The sequence below is a fragment of the Pseudomonas sp. AL10 genome (assembly GCF_029960685.1).
GTDB lineage: Bacteria > Pseudomonadota > Gammaproteobacteria > Pseudomonadales > Pseudomonadaceae > Aquipseudomonas > Aquipseudomonas lactis.
Genome location: NZ_JASBQZ010000023.1, coordinates 18,062 through 34,805, shown reverse-complemented (window position 1 = coordinate 34,805; position 16,744 = coordinate 18,062). Strand labels below are relative to the sequence as shown.

Below are 16,744 nucleotides of genomic sequence, written 5' to 3'. Positions count from 1 at the left end.
AGGCTAAATACCCGCCTGATCGTTTAACCCTACGGATTATCCGCCATGGCCCGTCAACGCTTTGCAATTGCCTGGATCGCCTGCCTTGCAGTGCTGTTCAATGCGTTTGCCATGCCGTTGGCCAGTGCGATGCAGCAGACCGATGACCCGATCAAGCGTCTGATGTGGGGCGGGTTCTGTTCGTCCAATGGCGCCAGCCTTAAGGCGATTGCCCTGGGCAAGCTGGAAATCCCGGCACCGCCGGACGATCACTCGGCTATGCAGCATTGCTGGTGTTGCTCGGGTTCGGCGCCGTTGGTGGCGTTGCCAGGGCATGTGCCGCAGTTGTATGTGACGCGCTTCGAGGCGGTGCAGAGCCTGCCGCCGCGCTTATTGCGCAATCCCACCCCGCGCCAGCAATGGCCAAGCCTTAACCCCCGCGCCTCTCCAACGGTCTGATCTTCTTCGCAAGTGAACTGCGTTTAGAACCGTTCTGGAGAACTGCCATGCTTAAATCTTCCCTGCTTCTGGCCGCGTTGCTGCTGCCGGTGTTCAGTGCTGCCAATGCCGATGACTACAAGGCCGGCGACTTGGAGGTCAGCAATCCCTGGTCCCAGGAATTGCCGCCGAATGCGCCCACCGTCGCGGCGTACTTTGTGATTCATAACACTGGCAAGACGCCGGATCGCCTGCTCAGTGCCGAGACGCCCCTAGCGGAAAAAGCCGAGCTGCATGAGCATGTGATGCAAGGCGATCTGATGAAGATGCAACAGGTGCCCAACGTGGCCGTACCGGCCAAGGGTGAACTGACCTTCGCACCGATGGCCTATCACGTGATGTTGCTGGGCCTCAAGGACCGCAGCCTGCTGGCCGATGGCAAGCAATTCCCGCTGACCCTCATCTTCGAGAAAGCCGGCAAGGTCGAGGTGCAAGTGTCAGTGCAGAAAGTGCCACCGATGGCTGGCCACGAGCATATGCACGCTCAGTAAGCCAACCTCGATGGGCGCCTCTCGCGCCAGGTTGTCTCCCCACTACCGCGTGAAGCGCGGCAGTTGGATCAGCCTGTTCGCCATGCTGATGATCTTTATCGGTCCGCTGATTTCCCAGGCGATGCCGATGGATCATCACGCCGGTATGTCCATGGAAATGCCCATGGAGATGCCGAGCGACCACGGCGAACCCCATCACACCCAAGCCCCCGCCGAACACCACGCACTCTGGGCCAAGTGCGGCTATTGCGACCTGCTGTTCAGTTGCCCGGCCCTGCCCGGCAGCGTCTCCTACGTAACCCTCGGCACCCCGCCGCCCGCCAACGCCCTCACCCCCGCCACGCGCCTGGGCCATGCCCGGCAGAGCATCTTCCCCGGCGCCCGTAGCCGTGCGCCGCCCATCGCTTCGTAAGCCCTTCACCGCGTTACTTCACCCCGGCCGACTTTAGACAGACAGCCGTAGGCTGCTGGCCGTGTTGTTTACGATTGATTGATGGAATTTGTCATGTCCAGGTTTTCTGCTGACACCCGTTTGGGAAGTACTGCCCTGCTCACCGCGTTATGCGGCGCACTATTGGCTGCCCACGCTCACGCCGGCGAGCATGAGCTGAGCCCCACGGTCATCACCGCTATCGCCCCCAGCTCACCGCTGACCGTGGTCACCAACCCCAAAGACCCGCGCCAACCGGTGCCCGCCAGCGATGGCGGCGACTACCTCAAGACCATCCCCGGCTTCGCCCTGGTGCGCAACGGCGGCACCAATGGCGACCCGGTGCTGCGCGGCATGTTCGGCTCGCGCCTGAATATCCTCACCAACGGCGGCATGATGCTCGGCGCGTGCCCTGGGCGGATGGATGCCCCCACCTCGTACATCTCGCCGGAAACCTACGACAAGCTCACCGTAATCAAAGGCCCGCAAACCGTGCTATGGGGCCCAGGCGCGTCTGCCGGCACCATCCTGTTCGAGCGTGAGCCGGAGCAGTTCGGCGAGTTGGGCACGCGGGTCAACGCCAGCGTATTGGCCGGCTCCAACGGGCGTTTCGACAAGGTCATCGATGCCGCTGCTGGCGGCCCATTGGGCTACATGCGCGTTATCGGCAACCAGGCCCATGCCGACGATTACAAGGACGGCAACAACGACACCGTCGCCTCGCGCTATGACAAGTGGAACGGTGACGTAGCCGTGGGCTTCACGCCCGACGCCGACACCCTGCTGGAACTCACCGCCGGGCGTGGCGACGGCGAGGCGCGCTACGCCGGGCGTGGCATGGACGGCTCGCAGTTCCTGCGCGAAAGCCTGGGGCTGCGTTTCGAGAAATCCAATCTCGGCGAGGTGTTGGATAAGGTCGAAGCCCAGGTCTACTACAACTACGCCGACCATGTGATGGACAACTACAGCCTGCGCGTCCCTTCGGGCACCGGCATGATGGCGGGGCCCATGGCGTCCAACGTCGACCGCCGCACCCTTGGCGCACGCATCAAGGCGACCTGGCGCTGGGCGGATGTGCAATTGATCAGCGGCCTGGATGCGCAGACCAATGAACACCGTGCGCGCAGCAGTATGGGCATCGACACCTACAAGGATTTGCCGCGCAACAAGGACGCCAATTTCCACAACTACGGCGTGTTCGGCGAATTGACCTGGTACGCCGCCGACAACGATCGCCTGATCACCGGCGCACGCCTGGACCGCGCCTCGGCGAAGGATTTTCGTCAACGCACCGGCTCGGGAATGATGTCGCGCCCGAACCCGACTGCCGGCGACACCCGCGCCGATACATTGCCCTCGGGCTTTGTGCGTTATGAGCACGACCTGGCGGACACCCCCACCACGCTGTATGCCGGCCTGGGCCACGCGCAACGTTTCCCGGATTACTGGGAACTGTTTTCCCCCAACACCGGCGCGGGCGGCTCGGTGAATGCCTTCGACGGCGTGAAACCGGAGAAAACCACCCAGCTCGACTTCGGCGCCCAGTACAAGAGCGCCGACCTGGAAGCCTGGGCCTCGGGCTATGTCGGCCAGGTGCGCGACTTCATCCTGTTCGACTACAGGCCCGGCATGATGGGCACCACCTCCCAGGCGCGCAATGTGGACGCACGCATCATGGGCGGCGAAGTGGGCGCGGCGTACAAGCTGAGCCAACACTGGAAAGCCGACGCCAGCCTCGCCTATGCCTGGGGCAAGAACAGCAGCGACGGCAAGGCCCTGCCACAAATGCCACCACTGGACACGCGCCTGGGCCTGACTTACAGCGAAGACGACTGGAGCGCCGGCGCCTTGTGGCGGCTAGTTGCTGCACAAAACCGCATCGACTCGAACAAGGGCAACGTGGTTGGCAAGGACTACGACAAAAGTGGCGGCTTTGGCGTGTTCTCGTTGAATGCGGCATACCGCATCAACAAGAACTTCAAGGTCAGCACCGGGGTCGACAATTTGTTCGGCAAGGCTTATGCCGAGCACTTGAACCTGGCCGGTAACGCAGGCTTCGGTTACCCGGCGAACGACCCGCAGGCCATCAAGGAGCCGGGGCGTACGCTCTGGACCAAGGTGGACATGAGCTTCTAAAAGCATCGCAGGCAAGCCAGCTCCCACAGATGGATTACAGGCCCCTGTGGGAGCTGGCTTGCCTGCGATGACGATGTAACAGACCAAGAAAAATCAAAAGCCTTGTGCGGAGCACCCGATGACCACGCAAAAGATCTCCTTCTACAACCTGGCCTGGCGCTGGCATTTCTACGCCGGCCTCTTCGTCGCCCCCTTCATGGTGCTGCTGGCCCTCACCGGCATCATCTACCTGTTCAAACCCCAGCTCGACCCGCTGATGTACGGCCACCTGCTCACCGTGCCCGCCGCCGAACATGCGCTGAGCGCCGACGAGCAACTGCAGCGCGCCCAGGCCGCCTACCCTCACGCCGCGATCAGTAAATACCTGCCCCCTGCCGACGCCACTCGCAGCGCGCAATTCGTGATGCGCAACGGTGCCCACGAAGTGACAGTGTTCATCGACCCGTATCGCGGCACCGTCCTCGGTGAGCAGGATGCAAAAAACAACCTGCAAGCCATCGCCCGTGCCCTGCACGGCGAGCTGATGATCGGCACCGTCGGCGACCGCCTGATTGAACTCGCCGCTGGCTGGGGCGTGATGCTGGTGGTGTCCGGCCTGTACCTATGGTGGCCGCGGGGCAAGTCCTCGGCCGGGGTGTTGTGGCCGCGCCTGGGTAGCCGTGGCCGCTTGTTCTGGCGCGACCTGCACGCTGTCGCCGGTTTCTGGGGCGCGGCGTTCCTGCTGGTGATGCTGCTCAGCGGTATGACCTGGACCGGTTTCTGGGGCAAGCAATACGCCGACCTGTGGAACACCTTCCCGGCAGCGATGTGGAACAACGTGCCGCAGTCCGACCAGCAGGCCCGTGTGCTCAACACGGCCACCCAGCAAACCGTGCCCTGGGCCTTGGAAAACACGCCGATGCCGATGTCAGGCGACCACGCCGAACACATGAATCACGGCGCAATGCACGCAGGCCCGGCCGCACCCACGGTGCGCCTGCAACAGGTGGTCGACCTGGCCAACGCGCGCAAGGTCGAGCCCGGCTACAGCATCACCTTCCCCACCACCGCCACCGGTGTGTTCACCGTCGCGGTGTTCGCCGACGACCCGCGCAACGACGCCACCCTGCACGTGGACCAGTACACTGGCAAGGTCCTGGCCGATGTGCGTTGGGATCATTACAACCTGGTCGCACGCGCCACCGAGACGGGTGTGATGCTGCACGAAGGCAAGATGTTCGGCTGGGTCAACCAACTGATCGTGCTGGTGATCTGCCTGATGATTCTGCTCAGCGCGGTCAGCGGCGTGGTGATCTGGTGGAAGCGTCGGCCCCAGGGTGGGCTGGGTGTACCGCCGCTACGCCACGGCCTGCCCAAATGGAAAACCGCGATGGCGATCATGCTCGGGCTGGCGATTATCTTCCCGTTGGTGGGGGCTTCCTTGATCGCCGTGTGGGCATTGGATCGCCTGGTGCTGTCGCGTGTTCTTGGCCACAGAGAGCCCACTTCAGGCTCCGCCTGACGCAGGCAGTGGTGTTCACAATTCATCCTTGGGGGGACGACTGATCGACAGTTTCAACTGAGCCCCCAGGACCCCACGCACGGTCCAGAAATCCCCGCTGCGCACCACGCGAAGCTGGCCGATTCGCGCGAGTTCGGAGATGAAGTGCGAAGGCGTCGGAGCCTGCGCGGTATAGCCTGTCTGGGCCGACCATTTGTCGGGCGTGGCAAGCAGGTTGTATTCCTCAGTGCTCCAGTGCGGGGCATAGGCGAGTAGTGCGCCATCCCGTGCAGACAGATAGAACGTGACGATCGGCAGGCCCTTTCGCTTCAACTCGTGAACGTAATACGCCAACTCGCGCCACGACACGAAGTGAGTACGAAAAGCGTTCTGCGCCACATCCGCCGGCTGATCAAGGCCTGCGTGGAACAGCAGATGGGCTGCCGTGATCCGGTATTTGCCCGGCAACCCGCGGCTATCAAACAAACCTTCAGCGTGCGAGGAAGGAAAACCGTCGTCCAGCATTGGCAATACGGGAAGATGGCTGCTGCCCATAGGGTCCGTCAACAGAGCACTCAGGTACTGCTGGTCCGTGTAGCCGCCGACATACGCCTGGGAGAACCACGCGGCATCATCGCGATGAGCGTGCAACGGTCCCAATCCCAGCTGGCGCTCACCCGCAGGAATGACCGCACGCGAGCGGCCCGGCTGCCAGTGGGCCCCGACTACCCCCGCCCCCAGCCAGCTTGCGCTGGACTGCAACACCCGCAGATCCCCCGCCGCCGCGACACGTTGGATATAGTCTGTCGGGCTCAACAAGCGCAGGCGCAGATTGACCGCATCGCTGTATGAGATACCCCGCGTATCGCGCGCGACAAACTTGAGCAAGGCGCCGTCAGCACAAGAAAAATACATCGGCAGCACCGAACGAGCTGTCGTGGCTTGCACCTGATGAAACGCACCGAGCAGTTCGGTGGGCGAGAACAACCCTCGGTAGACATCATCTCCCGTGCGCACACCTCCCGCTGGGTAAAAATCTGCCTGTTCGGGCACACAGATATACATGCCCGCCAAGCCGTAGCGATACGGATAGCCCGCACTGCTGAACACCCGGCGGCGAGCCAGCTTCGAACCGCCGTCACTCACCGGCAACGTCGCCACGTAGCTACCGTTATCCATCGACTTGAGGACGTACCCGAACATCAATTGCGAGCGCTGCGCCATCTGCCCGTGGACATGCCGCACGGCATCGTCGGCCTGGATGAACATCGGGCTGTACGCGGGCTCATGGCGCGCCTGGGCATACTGGCCGTCACTTTTGGCGGGCGTCGCAAAAGCGCTCCACCCGGACACGACGCCCGGCTCCCCCCACATCGCACTGCCCTGCACCACACTCAGGGTAAAACTGCGGGCAATACGGTTGACGTACTCCGACGGCGCCAGTTCCCCTGCCCGTATCTGGCGTTCCAGTGGCGCGGTCAGCCAGTCATGACGGCTTTTGGGGTGGGTGACCAGTTGTTGCTCGGTAATTTGCGGGTACTTGCCCCGCGGCTCGGGCCATAGGCAGGTCAGCGAACCGTCAGGCCCCAGCAGGTAGTGATACAGGCGCTTCTCACCAGCCGCCAAGGCATGAGCCAGCAAGCGGGTGGAAAACGTATTGCTGTATACAGAGGCTTCGGCCGCCGTCAGCAAAAACGGCCATTGGGACGCGGGCCTCGAGTGATAGCTGGCTACCACCGTGGTGCGTATGGGGTACTCCCCCCGCGTCACCAGCTCATCGGGGAAAATCCATTTGAGATCGAAGACTTCATCGGCAATCACCAAAGGCTCGGAGGCTACGAACCCGCCGTCATCGCGACGCAGGATAAGCCCGCCGTACGCCTGCAATTGCGTCACCGCAACACGCCGTCGCACGTAGCGGGCAGCGTCGTCCATCGACACAAAGACCGGGCTCAAGCGACGGCGTGACAGGTTCGCATACGGGTTCCATAACCTGCTGACCGCGCCAGTGCGGTCCCAACAAGGACTCTGCATCACCACACGCAGCTCGCCCGCCTCGGCGACCTTGCGAATAAACTTCAGCGGTTCAAGGGTGCCGCCCTTCAACTTGGCCTCGATCGTCTCCAGGCTGTCGCCCTCGCTTTGCGAGTCAAACAAGGACTTGGGCGATGACGAGCGATAGCACAGCAAAGCCCCCTGGGGTGTCGCGATATAGACCGCCGCGCCCAGAGCGGAGCCGCGTGTGATCAAGCGTGCCTGGGACACGGCGATGTCCAGGTGCGCAGGCAACATAAAACAGCGCTCCAGCCAGGCCGTGGCACCATTGCCGGCCCATTGGTTGGTGTAATAAAGCGCCTCACACTCAAACCCCTCGGGCAGCTGATAAGTATCAGGGCCGGTACTCGCGTACAGGCTGGCAAGCGTCAGCATCGGTGATTGCAGGGTGATCGGCACACACTCGCTGGCCACGTAGTCATTGCGCGACGTGTGTTTAAGGATAAAACAGAAAAAATAGCGGTGTTGCTCCGGGTTGTAAGGTACTCGAGCGAGCGCATCCAAGGCCGCCGCGTCGGCGCTCTCAAACAGCGCGCCATGGCTCGGCTGCTCGGGACGCTGCCAGGCAATACTGCGCACGTACGGGCCCCAATCCAGTTCGATGGTCCCACTCGGCCCCCACAACGCATTGCCGATCACCACCCGCAAGGTGCCGGCCTCGGCCAGTTTGCGCACCACATCGGCGGGTTTCATCGTGCCATTGGCCAGGTTCTTGGCTATCTGACTGATACCGCTGATGGCCTCGGCTTGCCAATGCAACATCCACTCGGCTGTCGTGTGCCCTGGCTGGTAGGCGATCAGGCAGTCCTCGGCGCCGGACAGATAAGCGGTTACCCCGGCCTGCAAAATCGGGTGTACGTCCTGGTCACGGAACATCTGCCCGTTGAGCTCGGCATCCTGACGCGTCCACTTGAGCGTCAACGCCTCGGCGGGGTCGGCCAGTGACAGGGCGATGCGCGAGCCGTAAAGCCCCTGCAACCGGCACCCGGCGTGCAGAATGATCGGCGCGCCTTGCCGGTCCTTCGGGTACAGCCCCGCAAAGGCGAACGGCCAGGGCCCAGTCGCCACAGGCTCGGTCGCCACATAACGACCATCTGCGCGTTGCAGGATCGTCCCGCCATACTCGCGATCACGCCGTGCGCCGATGCGTTCGTGGGCATGACGGGCCGCATCATCGGCGCTGAGAAAGCCACGGCTCAAGCTGGGCAGGGCCACCAGGGAATAGGGTTTCCACTGTGCGTCGACCACGCCGGCACGGTCCCACAGGGCACTGGTTTTCTCGACGGTCAATTCCCCGGCTGCCGCCACCCGCAAGACGAACGCCCGGGTCAACAACGTGCCGGCTTGCAAGGCCGCCTGCGTGCCGTTGTCACCCACTTCCCCCGTGCTCGAGCGGGTAAACAACGCAGTCTCCGCCGCCGAGCCTGAAAACCGATAGCGCAGGATCGCCTCGTCGCGCATGCGGATGTACAACGACACGCCCAGGGTAGATTGGGCCCCCAGCGCATACTGCCGAAATTGCGCGATATGCGTGGCCAGCTCCAACGGGCTGACAAAGTTCTTATACAGCCAGGCATCCAGGTCAGGGTATTGGCCGGGCAAGGGCCGGGAGTGAAAGTAGATACCCAGCAGGTGAAGCCCTGTCGGCAACAGGGGCAACTGATCGCTGACGGTACTGGTGAGTTCCGGCTGCGCCGCGACAAACAACTCTTGCAGATCATGCTTGAGCAACAGCACCCGCTGCCGGGCGGTGGGAGCGCGCTGAATGCGCGACCAGGCATACGACAACGCCTGCTCAGCGCTGGTAAACACTGGCCCGCAGGGCAATGGCATCGCTGGCGCACTGAAGGGCTGATAGGGTTGCCAGTCGGCGGGAACATCCCCTGTCGAACTGCCCCAGGCAGCGCTGGATTGCACAAAGGTCAACCGGCCCACCGCAGCCAGCTTTTTGTAGATGCCTTCCAGCGTGCCGTCATGGGCATGGGGCGAGGACCATGGCCCATTGGTGTCCAGCCAGTGCACAAACCCGGCCTCGGCGGCGGAGTTGCTGGGTGTGTAGCGCAACAGCGCGCCATCTGGCCCCGAGAGATAAGCCTGGGTAAAACGCGCACGGTCCTGGTGATTGAAGTAAATGTCCGGCGTGGAATAAAAACTCATGAACGCCTGCATCTGCTGCAGCGTCCACTTGGGGTAAGTACGTTTTACAAAGTCCAGAGAACTGGGGTGAGAGTGCAGGCTCGCCACAATCTGGTAGCCCTCGGGGTTCACGAACTCGCCGGCCGCATGTTCGCGGTCCAGCAACAGATTCCAGTCGAACGTGGTGGGCTTGCCCGCGCGCGGTTCGCTGGCAACGTACAGGTTATCGCTCAGGCGCCGCAGAATGACACTGGCGTACTCCACCTCACGCTGGCTACCGATTTGCTCGTGAATATAACGCGCGGCATCGTCAGTGCTGATAAAGGCGGGGCTGAGCTGCCCCAGTTTGGCGTGGCCGCGAGGCAGTGCCGCGCGTTTGTCACGCGCAGAAGAATCGTCCATGAAAGCACCTGGATAGTCGAAAGAAGTGACCATCGTGGGATACCCGCGCGCCAAGCTTGCGCTGCATATTGCTCCGGCGCCCTTTTTTGAGGCGCGTCACGCCTGCGTCCTCTCTTGCAGCGCCAGGCTGGTGCATAACCGCCGCTGCCTGGCCCTGAATCCCCGTTAAAACCGTTGCGGCAGGTCGCAGGCACAGCCTTTGCAAAGCGCTGTGTATCTGCCCCATAACAACTATTGGTTTACGGAGATCGCACCATGAAGCGTCGCAGCTTGATCAAGGCTTTCACTTTGTCGGCATCCATTGCTGCCATGGGTTTGACCTGGACCGTCCAGGCCGCCGAGACCATCAAGGTCGGCATCCTGCACTCGTTGTCCGGGACCATGGCGATCTCCGAAACCTCGCTTAAAGACATGGCGCTGATGACCATCGACGAGATCAACGCCAAAGGCGGGGTGAACGGCAAGATGCTCGAACCGGTGGTGGTGGACCCGGCGTCCAACTGGCCGCTGTTCGCGGAAAAAGGCCGGCAGCTGCTGACCCAGGACAAGGTGGCCGTGGTGTTCGGCTGCTGGACCTCGGTGTCGCGTAAATCGGTGTTGCCGGTGTTTGAAGAACTCAACGGCTTGCTGTTCTACCCGGTGCAGTACGAAGGCGAAGAGATGTCGCCGAACGTGTTCTATACCGGTGCGGCGCCGAACCAGCAGGCGATCCCGGCGGTGGAATACCTGATGAGCGAAGAAGGCGGCAGCGCCAAGCGCTTCTTCCTGCTCGGCACCGACTACGTGTACCCGCGCACCACCAACAAGATCCTGCGCTCGTTCCTGCATTCCAAAGGCGTGGCGGATAAAGACATCGAAGAGGTGTACACCCCGTTCGGCCACGCCGATTACCAGACCATCGTCGCCAACATCAAGAAGTTCTCCGCCGGTGGCAAGACGGCTGTGGTCTCCACCGTCAATGGCGACTCCAATGTGCCCTTCTACAAAGAACTGGCCAACCAGGGCCTGAAAGCCACCGAGGTACCGGTGGTGGCGTTCTCGGTGGGTGAAGAAGAACTGCGTGGCATCGACACCAAACCGTTGGTGGGCAACCTCGCGGCCTGGAACTACTTCCAGTCGGTGGAGAACCCGGTGAACCAGAAGTTCGTGGCCGACTGGAAAGCCTATGCCAAGAAACACAACCTGCCGGGCGCCGACAAAGCCGTGACCAACGACCCGATGGAAGCCACCTATGTGGGCATTCATATGTGGGCGCAGGCGGCGGAAAAAGCCAAATCCACCGACGTCGACAAAGTGCGTGAAGCCCTGGGCGGCCAGACCTTCGCCGCGCCGTCGGGCTTCACCCTGACCATGGACAAGACCAACCACCACCTGCACAAGCCAGTGATGATCGGTGAGATCCAGGCCGACGGGCAGTTCTCGGTGGTGTGGCAGACCGAAGCGCCGATTCGTGCACAGCCGTGGAGCCCTTACATTCCGGGCAATGACAAAAAACCGGACTATGCCGTGAAGAGCAACTAACGCCCCACAGTTCGAATGTGGGACATGGTCACTGTGGGAGCTGGCTCCCACACAGCCTGCTCCCACACTGTCCCCGCATGACCAGGACATTTTTATATGCCCACTGCCCTCCACCGCCTCATCCTCGCCCTGCTGCTGTTGCTGCCCTTGGGCGCACACGCCAGCGACGCCGAAGACTTCCTTGCCGCCAACCCGGTGCAGCAAGCCAAACTCCTGCAGGACTGGGCCGCCAACCCCGACCCTGCGCGTATCGAGTTGGTCGATGCCCTTGAGCAAGGCCAACTCACGCTCAACGGCGAAACCAAGACCGTGCGTCTGAACAACCGCCTGCGCGGCTTGATCAATAACGTGCAAGCCAGCCTGCAACTGCTCGCCGCCGACCCCAAGGTGCGCCTGGACGCAGCGCGCACCCTGCAAAAAAGCGCGGTGCCTGCACAACTGAAATTCCTCGACCAGCAGGTCGCCGCCGAGACGGATGAACAGGTGCACAGCGCCCTCAGCCTGGCCCTGGCCAACCTGCAACTGGTCGATCCCGACCCGGTGGTGCGCCTGGCGGCCGTGCGCTTGCTCGGCAGCACCGGCGACCCGCTGGCCCGCACGCGCCTTGAAGCGTTGCTGGCACCCGGCGTGGAAGCCGATGCCGCCGTGCACACCGCCGCTGAAACCAGCCTGGCCCAGGTCAAACGCAAACTGATGATGGGTGAGATCCTCGGCCAGGCGTTCAGCGGCATGTCCCTGGGCTCGATCCTGCTGCTGGCGGCCCTGGGCCTGGCGATCACCTTCGGCCTGCTCGGCGTGATCAACATGGCCCACGGCGAGATGCTGATGCTCGGCGCCTACTCCACCTATGTGGTGCAGTTGATGATGCAGCGCTATGTGCCCCAGGCCATCGAGTTCTACCCATTGATCGCGTTGCCGGTGGCGTTCTTTGTCACTGCGGCCATCGGCATGGCGCTGGAACGCACAGTCATCCGTCACTTGTATGGCCGCCCGCTGGAAACCCTGCTCGCCACCTGGGGCATCAGCCTGATGCTGATCCAGCTGGTGCGCCTGGTGTTCGGCGCGCAGAACGTCGAAGTGTCTAACCCGGCCTGGCTGTCCGGCGGCATCCAGGTGCTGCCCAACCTGGTGCTGCCGTACAACCGCATCGTCATCATTGCCTTCGCGCTGTTCGTGGTGGTGCTCACCTGGCTGCTGCTGAACAAGACGCGCCTGGGCCTGAACGTGCGCGCCGTCACCCAGAACCGCAACATGGCGGCCTGCTGCGGCGTGCCCACCGGGCGTGTGGACATGCTCGCCTTCGGCCTCGGTTCCGGTATCGCAGGTTTGGGCGGCGTGGCGCTGAGCCAGATCGGCAACGTCGGCCCGGACCTGGGCCAGAGCTACATCATCGACTCGTTCCTGGTGGTGGTGCTCGGCGGCGTGGGCCAGCTGGCCGGCAGTGTCATGGCCGCCTTTGGCCTGGGGATCGCCAACAAGATCCTCGAACCCCAGATCGGCGCCGTGCTCGGCAAAATCCTGATCCTCGCGCTGATCATTCTGTTTATCCAGAAACGCCCGCAAGGACTCTTCGCACTGAAAGGACGGGTGATCGACTGATGAACCAGCCATTGATGCTTACGGCCACGCAAAAGGCCGGCCCCAAAGTCACGATGGCGGTAGGTGCCGTCATCCTGCTCCTGCTGCTGGCGTTGCCCCTGTGTTCGCTATTGTCTGCGGACAACCCGCTGCATGTGTCGGCCTACACCTTGACCCTGGTGGGCAAGATTCTCTGTTACGCCATCGTCGCCCTGGCGCTGGACCTGGTGTGGGGTTACGCCGGGATGTTGTCCCTGGGCCACGGTTTGTTCTTCGCCCTGGGCGGCTACGCCATGGGCATGTACTTGATGCGCCAGGCGGCAGGCAGCGAGTTGCCGGCCTTCATGACCTTCTTGTCCTGGACCGAATTGCCCTGGTACTGGGCCGGCACCGACCACTTCCTCTGGGCGTTGTGCCTGGTGGTCCTGGCACCTGGATTGCTGGCTCTAGTGTTCGGTTTCTTCGCCTTCCGCTCGCGGATCAAGGGCGTGTATTTCTCGATCATGACCCAGGCCCTGACGTTCGCCGGAATGCTGTTGTTCTTTCGCAACGAGACCGGGTTCGGCGGCAACAACGGCTTTACCAATTTCCGCAGCATCTTAGGTTTTGGCATCACTGAACCGGGCACGCGGGCGGTGTTGTTTATCGCCACGGTGCTGTTGCTGGTGGCCAGCCTCTACATCGGCTGGCGCCTGGCGAAGAGCAAGTTCGGGCGTGTGCTCACCGCCCTGCGCGATGCCGAGAACCGCCTGATGTTCTGCGGTTACGACCCACGCGGTTTCAAGCTGTTCGTGTGGGTATTGAGCGCGGTGTTGTGCGGCCTTGCCGGCGCGCTGTATGTGCCGCAGGTGGGCATCATCAACCCCAGCGAAATGTCACCGACCAACTCCATCGAAGCCGCTGTGTGGGTAGCGCTGGGCGGGCGGGGCACCTTGATCGGGCCGTTGCTCGGCGCCGGTGTGGTCAATGGCATGAAGAGCTGGTTCACCGTGGCCTTCCCCGAGTACTGGCTGTTCTTCCTGGGGGCGCTGTTCATCATCGTCACCCTGTACCTGCCCAAGGGCGTTATCGGCCTGCTGAAGAAATGAGGAACGTCATGCTTGAACCTATTTTCGACGCAGGCAGCGGCCGCGATGCGATTGGCATCGGCCAGGTCGCGGGCAAAGGGCTCAACACCCGTCACGGCACCATTCTGACCCTGGAAGATATCAGCGTCAGCTTTGACGGTTTCAAGGCCCTCAACGACCTGAACCTGTACATCGGCGTCGGCGAGTTGCGCTGCATCATCGGCCCCAACGGTGCGGGCAAGACCACGCTGATGGACGTGATCACCGGCAAGACCCGGCCCAGCCACGGCAAGGCCTGGTTTGGCGAAACCCTGGACCTGACCCGCATGAGCGAAGTGCAGATCGCCCAGGCCGGCATCGGGCGCAAGTTCCAGAAGCCCACGGTGTTCGAAGCCTTGAGCGTGTTCGAAAACCTGGAGCTGGCGCAGAAGACCGACAAGTCGGTGTGGGCCAGCCTGCGAGCGCGCCTCAACGGTGAGCAGAAGGACCGCATCGAAGAAGTGCTCGACACCATCCGCCTCACCGCTTCCGTGCATCGCCCCGCCGGTTTGCTGTCCCACGGCCAGAAGCAGTTCCTGGAAATCGGCATGCTGCTGATGCAAGACCCGCAACTGTTGCTGCTCGATGAACCGGTGGCAGGCATGACCGACGCCGAGACCGAGTTCACCGCCGAACTGTTCAAGCGCCTGGCCGGCAAGCACTCGTTGATGGTGGTGGAACACGACATGGGGTTTGTCGGCTCGATTGCCGACCACGTGACCGTGTTGCACCAGGGCAGCGTGCTGGCCGAAGGGTCGCTGGAACAGGTGCAGGAAAACGAGCGGGTGATCGAGGTTTACCTCGGCCGCTAACGCTGACACGAACGGCTGATCGTTCCCACGCTCCGCGTGGGAATGCCACGCTGGACGCTCCGCGTCCCGCTGCGCAACGGTGACGCAGAGCGTCACGGTATGCATTCCCACGCAGAGCGTGGGAACGATCACATTGAGGAGGTTTTGAGAATGCTGCAAGTCGACAAGCTGCACCAGTATTACGGCGGTAGCCATATTCTGCGCGGGCTGTCCTTCGACGTGAAGATCGGCGAAGTCACCTGCCTGCTCGGGCGTAACGGCGTGGGCAAGACCACCCTGCTCAAGTGCCTGATGGGCCTGTTGCCGGCCAAGGAAGGTGCAGTGAACTGGGAAGGCAAGGCCATCACCGGCTTCAAGCCGCACCAGCGTGTGCATGCCGGCATCGCCTACGTGCCCCAGGGCCGGGAGATATTCGGGCGGCTGACCGTGGAAGAAAACCTGCTGATGGGCCTGTCGCGCTTCCCCGGTTCCGAAGCCAAGGAAGTGCCGGCCTTCATCTACGATCTGTTCCCGGTGTTGCTGCAAATGAAGCATCGGCGCGGCGGTGACTTGTCCGGCGGGCAGCAGCAACAGTTGGCGATTGGCCGCGCCCTGGCCAGCCGCCCGCGCTTGTTGATCCTAGATGAGCCCACCGAAGGCATCCAGCCGTCGGTGATCAAGGAAATCGGCGCGGTGATCAAGAAGCTCGCGGAGCGAGGCGATATGGCGATCCTGTTGGTGGAGCAGTTCTATGACTTTGCCGCTGAACTGGCTGACCAGTACCTGGTGATGTCCCGTGGGGAAATCGTGCAGCAGGGCCGTGGTGAAAATATGGAAAGCGAGGGTGTGCGTGGGCTGGTAACCATCTAATCTGTAGCCTCCTAACGATAAGCACACATCATGAACCTGCCCGTTACCCCTGCCCTGTTCACCCCCAGCTGGCACGCCGAGCTGGAACTCGGCTATGCGCGTGTCAAAGACACCACACGCCCGGTACTGCGCCGCCACCTGGGCCCGCTACGGGTGCAAAAGCACCTGTACGCCGAAGGCCCCGAGGTGTGCCAGCACATCATCGTGCACCCACCCGGCGGGATTGCCGGTGGCGATCGCCTGGACATCAGCGCCCATGTCGGCACAGGAGCCTGGGCACAACTGACCAGCCCCGGCGCCGCCAAGTGGTACCGCGCCAGCGGCCCGGCGTATCAGCAACTTGAACTGACTGTGGAAGCCGGCGCGACCCTGGAATGGCTGCCTCAGGAAACCATCGTGTTCAGCGCGGCCCAGGCCGAACTCACCACGCGAATCGAGCTGTTGGGCGATGCACGGTTGTTCTATTGGGATGTGGTCGCCCTGGGGCGCCCGGCCAGTGGCGAACGGTTCGACCTGGGCCATTTTCAATCGCACCTGGACATTCGCCGCGACGGCCAGTTGCTCTGGCATGAGCGCCAGCGCATTGTGGGCGCCGATGGGTTGCTGGATTCGCCTATCGGGCTGGATGGGCAGCCGGTGTTTGCCACATTGTTGGTGACCGGTGAGATCGAACCTGAATTATTGGAACAATGCCGCTCACTGCCCCACGCGGTGCGCGGTGACCTGACCCAACTGCCCGGTTTGCTGGTGGCGCGGTGCCTGGCCAGTGAAGCGCTGCTGGCGCGGGGGTGGTTGATTGATTTATGGCGGCTTTTGCGACCGGCCGTACTCGGCAGGGAAGCGATATCACCAAGAATCTGGAGCACATGAAGATCAAACTGTGGAGCCAGCTCCCACATAAATCAGCTTCACATGGGATCTTCTATGTATTTAAGAATGAATTTTATGAAGGACCCTGAACCATGGACCTGACCCCACGGGAAAAAGACAAACTGCTGATCTTCACCGCAGGCCTGGTCGCCGAGCGGCGCCTGGCGCGCGGGGTGAAGCTCAACTACCCGGAGACCATCGCCTATATCTCCGCCGCCCTGATGGAAGGCGCCCGCGATGGCCGCACGGTGGCCGACCTGATGCACTACGGCACCACCCTGCTCAGCCGCGAACAAGTGATGGAAGGCATCCCGGAAATGATCCCGGATATCCAGGTGGAAGCTACATTCCCCGACGGCACCAAGCTGGTCACCGTCCACCAGCCCATTGCCTGAGGCGCG

At 62.4% G+C, this 16,744-nt stretch carries 13 protein-coding genes; 12 read left to right on the top strand and 1 reads right to left on the bottom strand.

The genetic code is table 11. The annotated features are described in order from the left end of the window. Positions 1-45 precede the first annotated feature (45 nt). The 5 genes from QK296_RS19525 (at position 46) to QK296_RS19505 (ending at position 5,035) form a co-directional block, all read left to right on the top strand. Complete coding sequence (locus QK296_RS19525) at positions 46-438, top strand: DUF2946 domain-containing protein (RefSeq protein ID WP_003188156.1); 393 nt, start codon at positions 46-48, stop codon at positions 436-438. A 47-nt stretch (positions 439-485) separates the two neighbouring features. Beyond that, positions 486-968 (top strand): copper chaperone PCu(A)C, encoded by a 483-nt coding sequence (locus QK296_RS19520; protein ID WP_282391202.1) that lies wholly within the window; start codon positions 486-488, stop codon positions 966-968. Between the two features lie 10 nt (positions 969-978). Continuing rightward, positions 979-1,380, top strand: a complete 402-nt coding sequence (locus QK296_RS19515; RefSeq protein ID WP_282391201.1) for a DUF2946 domain-containing protein — start codon at positions 979-981, stop codon at positions 1,378-1,380. Between the two features lie 93 nt (positions 1,381-1,473). Beyond that, on the top strand, positions 1,474-3,534 hold the full coding sequence (locus QK296_RS19510; protein WP_034134783.1) for a TonB-dependent copper receptor: 2,061 nt from the start codon (positions 1,474-1,476) through the stop codon (positions 3,532-3,534). A 118-nt stretch (positions 3,535-3,652) separates the two neighbouring features. After that, positions 3,653-5,035 (top strand): PepSY domain-containing protein, encoded by a 1,383-nt coding sequence (locus tag QK296_RS19505; protein ID WP_282391200.1) that lies wholly within the window; start codon positions 3,653-3,655, stop codon positions 5,033-5,035. A 15-nt stretch (positions 5,036-5,050) separates the two neighbouring features. On the opposite strand, the gene QK296_RS19500 is transcribed toward QK296_RS19505, so the two are convergent. Then, positions 5,051-9,607 (bottom strand): DUF4329 domain-containing protein, encoded by a 4,557-nt coding sequence (locus QK296_RS19500; RefSeq protein ID WP_282391199.1) that lies wholly within the window; start codon positions 9,605-9,607, stop codon positions 5,051-5,053. Between the two features lie 255 nt (positions 9,608-9,862). Between QK296_RS19500 and urtA the strand changes: the two genes are divergently transcribed. From urtA to ureA, 7 genes are all read left to right on the top strand, one after another. Further along, positions 9,863-11,128: an urea ABC transporter substrate-binding protein gene (gene urtA / locus QK296_RS19495; protein WP_003188149.1), complete on the top strand. Its 1,266-nt coding sequence runs from the start codon at positions 9,863-9,865 to the stop codon at positions 11,126-11,128. 96 nt (positions 11,129-11,224) lie between these two features. After that, a complete protein-coding gene (gene urtB, locus QK296_RS19490; protein ID WP_003188148.1) occupies positions 11,225-12,727 on the top strand; it encodes an urea ABC transporter permease subunit UrtB in 1,503 nt (500 codons plus the stop codon). Continuing rightward, on the top strand, positions 12,727-13,794 hold the full coding sequence (gene urtC / locus QK296_RS19485) for an urea ABC transporter permease subunit UrtC (RefSeq protein WP_282391198.1): 1,068 nt from the start codon (positions 12,727-12,729) through the stop codon (positions 13,792-13,794). The genes urtB and urtC overlap by 1 nt, the downstream gene beginning before the upstream one ends. Then, positions 13,791-14,624, top strand: coding sequence for an urea ABC transporter ATP-binding protein UrtD (gene urtD / locus QK296_RS19480; RefSeq protein WP_014716710.1), 834 nt, complete (start codon positions 13,791-13,793; stop codon positions 14,622-14,624). The genes urtC and urtD overlap by 4 nt, the downstream gene beginning before the upstream one ends. A gap of 150 nt (positions 14,625-14,774) precedes the next feature. Continuing rightward, positions 14,775-15,473 (top strand): urea ABC transporter ATP-binding subunit UrtE, encoded by a 699-nt coding sequence (urtE, locus tag QK296_RS19475; protein WP_003188142.1) that lies wholly within the window; start codon positions 14,775-14,777, stop codon positions 15,471-15,473. A gap of 30 nt (positions 15,474-15,503) precedes the next feature. Continuing rightward, positions 15,504-16,343, top strand: coding sequence for an urease accessory protein UreD (locus tag QK296_RS19470; protein WP_282391197.1), 840 nt, complete (start codon positions 15,504-15,506; stop codon positions 16,341-16,343). Positions 16,344-16,435: 92 nt separating this feature from the next. Beyond that, positions 16,436-16,738 carry an urease subunit gamma gene (ureA, locus tag QK296_RS19465; protein WP_003171437.1) on the top strand — a complete coding sequence of 101 codons (303 nt, stop codon included), beginning with the start codon at positions 16,436-16,438 and terminating at the stop codon, positions 16,736-16,738. Positions 16,739-16,744 lie beyond the last annotated feature (6 nt).